Raw genomic sequence first — 7,417 nt, 5'->3', positions numbered from 1 at the left:
CTCCCACGTAGGTGCTCCGAGGCAGGTAGCTCATGAGGTGGGTCCTCCGCCAGTCACTTTTTCAGCAGCCTGCTAGAGCGTGCGATCACACTCCTAGAAGAAGTGCCGCTAGAGCAACGGCGCTCCTTGAATCTAGAAGAACTAGCAGGGCAGGTATCAGGAGTACTCCGTTACCGGGTAAACCCGTTGCTCGAAGCTCTTGAGCCCTCTCCCTCACGCACGCGGGCATTTGTTGCGTTGGCGCGCACTCTGCGCAAGCACCAACGCGTGGCAGCTTTTGCACGAGTACTCAAGGAAGTGCGGGCACTCGACGACACACAGCACAACCTCATCCTAGTAGAGTTGATTCCTCTATTGCCCGCATCACTCTTGGGAGAGGTGCTTGAAATCGCAAAAACCAGATTGGTAGGCAAAGAGCGGGCAAGCGTGATGGTGCTCGTGGCAGCACGGCTACCACAAGCGGCAGCCATCGCAGTGTTCAAGGAGATTTTTCAGCAGTTGCATCAGGCGCGTTCAGCAGAACTCTGGGAAATTCTAGAAACGATCTCGCGGCGTGTGCCTTCAGAACTAATCGAAGAGGTCTGGGCACTTGCACTGTCTAGCCAGAATCCTCCGTTTTCGCTCCTGCGTCTGCTAGTGAGCCGCACCCCCCCAAGCGACCAGCCACAACGATGGCTCCAACTCATTGCGCACTCGCGCAATTGGCCAAAGCAGGTGGATCGTTGGGAATGGATTTCTCACTTATCGCGCGCTGTGCCATCCGATCAGCATCCTACGGTAATCGCTCGCTTGGAAGAAGTTCGGGTCGCAGAGGCTAAACAGGTGTTTGAGGCTTTCAAACGTGCAGAACGTTCTTGGGCTCGCTCCCCAGCGGCAAACACCAGATTATCATCCCCCAGACCCGCTCCTCCTTTCTTTGAGCCGACGGCAAAGATGCTTGCGTCACCACCGGCAGCCAGGGATGATCTAACGGATATTTCCTCCGAGGAGCGGATATCTGTACTGAGGCAAATGAGCCGCAGATTTGGAGAGGCGCTGGAGGCAGACGAGGACGACTCGGAACGAGTGATCAACCTTGGGTTCAGCGAATTTTCAGAACAAAAAAAAGAACTCCTCCCGCAGAGCCCCCTGCAGCCTTCCACTGAGTACCTCTTCTGGTGCGAAGTGGGAGCACGACAGGAACAGTCCATCACCGACGTAACGACGCCACTTCCGACTGAGCATTTGCCCGAAACCGCCATATTGACGGTAGCCATTTTTAGTTTCGAGGGAGAATTAGAGCTCACTTCGAAACTAGATACAGGCAAGTTCAAGCTCTGGCCTAATGGGCACACAACAGTGGAACAACATCCGACGGATTTCCGACTGCACTCCGCCCCCGCCCGGCTTTTCTTCAAGATAAAGACGCCCGCCCGAACAGGCATCTACCAGCTTCGTTGTAATCTTTATTATCAAACGACATTACTCCAATCGTGGCTAGTTCGAGCGGAGGTAACCGAGTCACCTGATCCAAAAGTGGACGCGTTGCGCGCTACGCAGGACTTCGTTTACTCTCACGTGCTAGAGCCTAACTTCCTCGCACAACTTCCGTCCCCCGGGCTGACGTTGATGCTCAATGGCAACGAAAGCGCTAGTCATCTATTCATCTTTGGGGACGACATCAAAGAAGGCCTTTCTTTCACGACCAGTCAATTAAAAGGGCTAGTGGATCAGGCGCGGGACCAACTCGCACTTGCGTCCTGGGGAGGCCCCCGCCCTTGGGATGAGACGCAGCATCAATACCTTTACGACAAGGGACTGGACCTTGAGCAACTCCGCCGAGACCTCGTGAGGTTTGCAATTACGGGATGGCGCATCTTCACTGTGTTGACGGGACGCTTCCCTTCCGACAAGCGGGAAGCCCTAAGGAAACTTCTTACCCAACCAGACAGCCTGCAACTGGCGCTCAAGGAGTCGAGCCAAGCTCTTGTCCCCCTAGCGCTCGTTTATGACTACGCGTTCGACACCAACAAGCACCCCACAGACAAATTCAAACTCTGCCCCGACTTCCAGCAGGCAATCCAAAACAACTCCCCCATAGAGAAGCTTGAATGCTTCCTTTCCGGATGTCCGTACCAACACCTCGAAGACACCATATGCCCGAGCGGCTTCTGGGGATTCCGGCACGAGTTGGGAGTTACGCTCTCCATGCCCCACCTTCGCGAGAAGGCGCCTACCTTTATCCCGTATGGGACACCAGTGCAGGTCGCTGTCGGACTCTCCACGGACGCTCGGTTCATCCTTCGAGACACGCACCTCAAGACACTCCGAGACCACTTAACGATTGCTCAATGGGACACACGCGACACACGAACAACCGTCCTTGAACTCCTCAAATCGTCCCAGCCTCATCTCGTCTATTTTTACTGCCACGGAGGCCTGAGTATCTACAATGAACCCTACATCAAGGTAGGTGCTCCTAACGAACTAGGCATTACTCGTGACAATCTGCTCGGCAACTCCATAGCCTGGAAACAGTCGCGTCCGCTCGTGTTCATCAATGGCTGTCATACTGCGGCCGTAGAACCCGAAGTCGCGCTAGACTTAGTCACTGGCTTTATTGAGGATGCCTACGCATCAGGCGTACTAGGGACGGAAATCACCGTATTTGAGCCGACTGCGAGTGCCTTCGCTGAGCATTGTTTCCAGCGACTGTTCGAGGGATTCACTGTCGGACGTGCGGTGAGGGATGCGCGCCGCGCGCTCCTGCAGAAAGGGAATCCGCTAGGGCTCGTGTACATTCCCTTCGTACTGCCTGGCCTCCGCTTTCAACCATCCCCAATGGCTGCTGGTGTAACGCAGAAAGTGCCGACTCCTGTTGTGCCCTGAGTCTCAAAGACATCAGGAATTATTGCGGCTCTTCCCCCACGGGCCGCAGCAGGTTCTCCGTCTCCTCTTCCTGAGGATTGCTCAGGAACTGCTGCCGCCGCTCTTCCATGTGCTGGCGCTGCTGGCCTTCTAGCCGCGCCACCCACGCATCCCAGCCCGGACGCGCCTCGGGGGGCAGCAGCCGCACGCCCTCGCGCACCGCCCGGGCCGCATCGCCGTAGCGGCCCATGGCCTCCTGGATCCGGGCCACCGTGAACTGCGCCCCCGGGCTGGGCGCAAGCCACGTCACCGTCTGGTAGCGCTCCAGGGCGCGGGACAGCAGGCCCTCGCGCTCGAAGCAGGCTCCCTCCAGCGTCAGCAGCCGCGCCCGCTGCTCCGCGTCCACGATGAAGGGCGCCGCCCGTCCCAACACCTCCCGGGCCCGATGGGTCAGCCCCTCATCGACGAGCTGGCGGGCCAGGGTGAAGGCCAGGCCCACGTTGTCCGGGAAGCGCGGCACGAGCCGCTCCAGGACGCGAATGGCCTCCGGACCCTGGCCTTGCGCCCGGAGCACCTCCGCGCGGAGCAACTGGGCGTCGAGCTTGTCCGGGGCCCGCTGCTCCAGCTCGCCGCTGAGCGCCGCCGCCTCGCGCAGCTCGCCGCGCACCAGGCGCAAGCGTGCCTCGTGCGTCCACAGGTGCTCCGCGTCCGGCACGGTAGCGAAGTGCTCACGAGCCCAGGCGAACCAGGCCAGCGTCCGCACCATCGGCTCGGGCTGGGCCGCCAGGGCATTGGCCACCTCCCAGGCCAGCGCCGGCCGCTCCGAGGTGAGCACCTGAAGCTCCTCCACCGTGCGCGCCTGCCGCAGCGCCTCGTGGCTCAGCACCTCCGCGTCCCCCGCTTCCCGGGCCAGGCGGTATTCGAGGAACGCCTGGCGGCGGCGGCCCAGCTCCAGGAGCGCCCGGGCGGCGATCCGGTGCGAGGCCGCATCCACCGGCTTCAGGAAGAGGGCCCGGTTGACGAAGGCGAGCGCCTCGCCCGCATGGGCCGGCCCCGCTTCCGCGTACGCCATGCCGATGAGCCCATAGAGGAGGTAGTCCGCCGGGTGCCGGGCGATGAGGCCCAGCCCGCGCGCCCGCACGTCCTCCACCGGCACCCGGGACGCGAGGAGCCCGGACAGCTCCCCTTCCGCCTCCGCGAGCGTGTGCCGTCCCGGTACGAGCGCCCCGAAGCCCACGAGGCCCAGCGCCACGGCCCCGGCCAGGGCCCCCGAGGCCGGGAGCCTCCAGCGTCCAGAGGGGGCCGTGCCTTCCGCGTGCGGCTCCCCTTCCTGCCGGACCACGGCGGCGAGCGCCACCAGCGCGGCCACAGCGCACGCGGGCAGCTCCAGGCTGAAGTCGAACAGGTTGTGCATCCCGAGCGCGAACAACCCCGAGAGCACCGCCAGCTCCAACGGCTCCAGCCGCCCGCGGCGCAGCAGGCGCACGAAACCCCAGACCCAGCCCACGAGCAGCACCAACCCGGGCACGCCGAACTCCGCCGCGAGCTGCAGGGCCGCGTTCTCCGGGTGCGTGAGGGTGTTCGGGTTGGGCTCGGACTGATAGCGCGGGAAGGCGGCCTCGAAGGCGCCCCGGCCCATGCCCAGCACGGGGAAGGCCCGGGCCGCCTCGGCCATCATCGGCCACAGGTCGAGCTTGCCTTGGCGCAGCGTCTCCATGCTCCGCGCGGTGGAGGCCTCCACCACCAGCTTCTCCCAGGCCACGTACCCGCCTGCCCCCACCGAGGCACAGAGGACGAGCAGGGCCGCGAGGCCCCCACTCCGGCGCCGGCGCGAGCCGGACCGGCGCTGGAGCCACAGCCCCACCGCGACGAGCCCCTGCCCCACGAGGAAGAAGAAGATGCCCGCGCGCGACAGGGACAGGAGCACCCCCATCCCGGACAGCCCCGCCGCGGCGAAGAAGGCCAGCCGCTTCACGCCCTGGTCCACGAGCGCCAGGCCCAGCGCCACCGTGGCCGACAATCCCAGGAAGCCCGCGAGGTGGTTCGGGTTGCCGAAGGGCGTCACCAGGGGCGGCCGCACGTGGGCATAGGCGCGCACGCCGAACAGCGCGTCGAACCCGAGCAGCGCGTGCCCCAGCCCCAGGAGCGCCACCCCCGCGCCGGTGAAGGCCAGGGTGGCCAGCAGCCGCCGCCGCGAGCGCTGGGAGCGGCACACCTCCACGGCGGCGAGAAACGCCAGCCCATAGGCCAGGGACTTGGCCAGCTCGCGCCAGGTGGCCGGCGGATCCAAGGAGACGGGCCCGGCGGCCGGCAGGCCCAGCGGGACGAGGGCGAACTCGCGCAGCGAGGCCGCCTCGGGGCTCACCCTTGCGAGCAGCCCCGGCGGCAGGGGCACGAGCTGCACGAGGCACAGCGCCGCGCCCACCCCCAGCGGCAACACGAACAGGGGAAGGTGGAGCTTGCGGCCCTGGCGCCGGGCCCCGATGCACGCCAGCACCGCCGCCACCGCCGACAACCCCACCAGGGGCCAGAGGACCCACGCGGGCGCGCCCCCGAGCGCCAGCGGGCCCAGGACAGCGAGTCCCGCCAGCATCGCTTCGGCGCCAAGGGTGTACCGCGAGGTGCGGCGGGACGGAGAGGGCATGACGGCGGCGGGACTATCTCATGGGTCCTGGCGAATCCCCCCTTCCCCACCGCTCAAGGCCGAGGGGCAGTCAGGCGACCCGGACAGAAAAGTGCCTCCCGGGGGAGAGCGGGCCGCTTGCATCCAGGGTGGCATCTGGCATCTTCGGTCCGCCCATGCGCCGCCTTGCCGCAACCGCCGTGCTGTCCACCGCCCTCCTTGGCCTGTTTGGCTGCAAGGGGCCTTGCCGCGAGCTGTCCGAGAAGCTGTGTGACTGCTCCATCAGCTCCGTTGCCCGGGAGCAGTGCGTGCAGATCGCCGCCAACTCCGAGGCCCGCGTCACCCTCACCGCCGAGGACGAAGCCCTCTGTGAGCAGAAGCTGGAGACGTGCGACTGTCGGCAGATCGAAACCGACGAGGGCAAGGCGGCCTGCGGACTGTCCCGCTAACGCCGCCCGCCCCGCCTCACGGCCCCCGGGGCTTCGGAGGCGCCTGGGGCTTGCCGTTCTGCTCGCCGGGTGAGGCCAGGGGGCCCGAGGCCGGCGGCTCCGGCACCTTCACCGGCGGCGCGTTCCCCTCTTCGGGCTGCTGCGCCGCCGCGGCCTGAGCGCGGGCCTCCAGGTCCGCGAACTTCCCCTGGCGCTGGAGCTGCCACAGGTCCTCATCCGTCACGTACGGGCGGTTGAGCAGCTTGCGCGCCGCGAGAATCTTCGCCTTGAGCAGCGGATCCTCCACGGGGTGGCTGTTGTCCTTCGTGGGCCGGGGCGGAGGCCGCATCACCGAGAAGGCGCCCCGCGCCGGGCGGCCCTCCGAGTCCTTGCCCTCCACGTAGTGCTCCACGGAGAACACGTCCGGCTCCTTGCGCGTGTCCAGCTTGATCTCGAACTCGAGCCCCTTGCCGGGCGGAATGGTGCTGGAGCCGAGCAGCGCCGAGGGGTCCACCACCTGCTGTCCCCCGGGCTCGGTGGGGGCCGCCCTGCGGTGGCGGAAGCGCACCGCGTTGTGGATGAACACGGGCCGGTCCTGGTGGTGGAACAGGCGCACCTTCTGGCGCACCACCCCATCGCTGCCCAGCTCCGGGAAGCGCGGGGTGAGCTGCACCAGGAGCGTCACCACGCCCTTGGTGGCCAGGTCCTCGAACGCCGGGTTGACGAGCTGGAGCGCGGTGCGCCCCACCACGGGCTCGCCCGCGTCGCCCCGCACCTTCACCTCCACCAGGAGGTGGGAGAACATCGCGTCCTGCTTGCGCCCCTCGTAGTTGTGCAGGGCGTACGGCGTCTGGGTGATGGCCGTCTCCCCATCCCCGAAGTTCCACTCGTAGGAGCGGGGCTGGAACGCCACGCCCCCCTCGGGCACCGCGCTCTCGACGAGCTTCACCTCGAACTCGAACTCGCTCCAGGTGTTGGCGCGCACGCGCGAGGTGATGAACGCCGAGCGGGCGGGCTTGCACGGCTTCACGGTGAAGGGGGGCACGTCCGCCACGGTGACCTTCCCGTCGCGGCCGAACACCTTCACCTCGAGCTTCGGGGACTCCCCATCGTCGGCGATCCACGAGCGCACCGGGATGCGCTGTCCCTGCCGCCCGCCCACGGAGTAGTGCAGGTAGGCATCGCTGCCATCCGGCGCGTGGGCGCGCAGGCTGATGAGGTTCTCCTCGCCCTCGCACACCTCGGTCTTCTCGACGGTGATGGCATCAATCACCGGCGCGGCCGGATCCACCGCGGCGGGCGGGACTTCCGCGGGGCGCTCCGGGGGCGGGGCCTGCGCGGCCACGGGGGAGGGCTCGTAATCGCCCTGCCGGGGGCCGGGCATGGCCGGAGGCGGGGGAGGCGGCGGCGGCGACGCGGGGGCCTCCGCGCCGCCCAGCCAGGCGATGAGCCCGGCCAGCACACAGATTCCCAGCGCTGCCGCCCCCACTTGACGCTTCCGGCTCACGCGTTGCTCCTC

Annotated in this window: 4 protein-coding genes; 2 read left to right on the top strand and 2 right to left on the bottom strand. The window is 66.3% G+C overall.

The window, feature by feature from the left end:
• Positions 1-186 precede the first annotated feature (186 nt).
• The gene (locus tag KY661_RS32380; RefSeq protein ID WP_225413883.1) at positions 187-2,868 is read left to right on the top strand and encodes a CHAT domain-containing protein; all 2,682 of its coding nucleotides are present in this window, start codon (positions 187-189) and stop codon (positions 2,866-2,868) included.
• A gap of 19 nt (positions 2,869-2,887) precedes the next feature.
• On the opposite strand, the gene KY661_RS32375 is transcribed toward KY661_RS32380, so the two are convergent.
• A complete protein-coding gene (locus KY661_RS32375) occupies positions 2,888-5,491 on the bottom strand; it encodes an O-antigen ligase family protein (protein WP_225413882.1) in 2,604 nt (867 codons plus the stop codon).
• Positions 5,492-5,646: 155 nt separating this feature from the next.
• Here KY661_RS32375 and KY661_RS32370 point away from each other — a divergent pair, with 155 nt between their 5' ends.
• Positions 5,647-5,919, top strand: a complete 273-nt coding sequence (locus tag KY661_RS32370; protein ID WP_225413881.1) for a hypothetical protein — start codon at positions 5,647-5,649, stop codon at positions 5,917-5,919.
• Positions 5,920-5,935: 16 nt separating this feature from the next.
• On the opposite strand, the gene KY661_RS32365 is transcribed toward KY661_RS32370, so the two are convergent.
• Complete coding sequence (locus KY661_RS32365) at positions 5,936-7,405, bottom strand: PKD domain-containing protein (protein ID WP_225413880.1); 1,470 nt, start codon at positions 7,403-7,405, stop codon at positions 5,936-5,938.
• Positions 7,406-7,417 lie beyond the last annotated feature (12 nt).

Source organism: Allostigmatella hybrida (assembly GCF_020103775.1).
Lineage (GTDB): Bacteria > Myxococcota > Myxococcia > Myxococcales > Myxococcaceae > Hyalangium > Hyalangium aurantiaca.
This window is presented reverse-complemented; position numbering and strand designations above follow the sequence as displayed.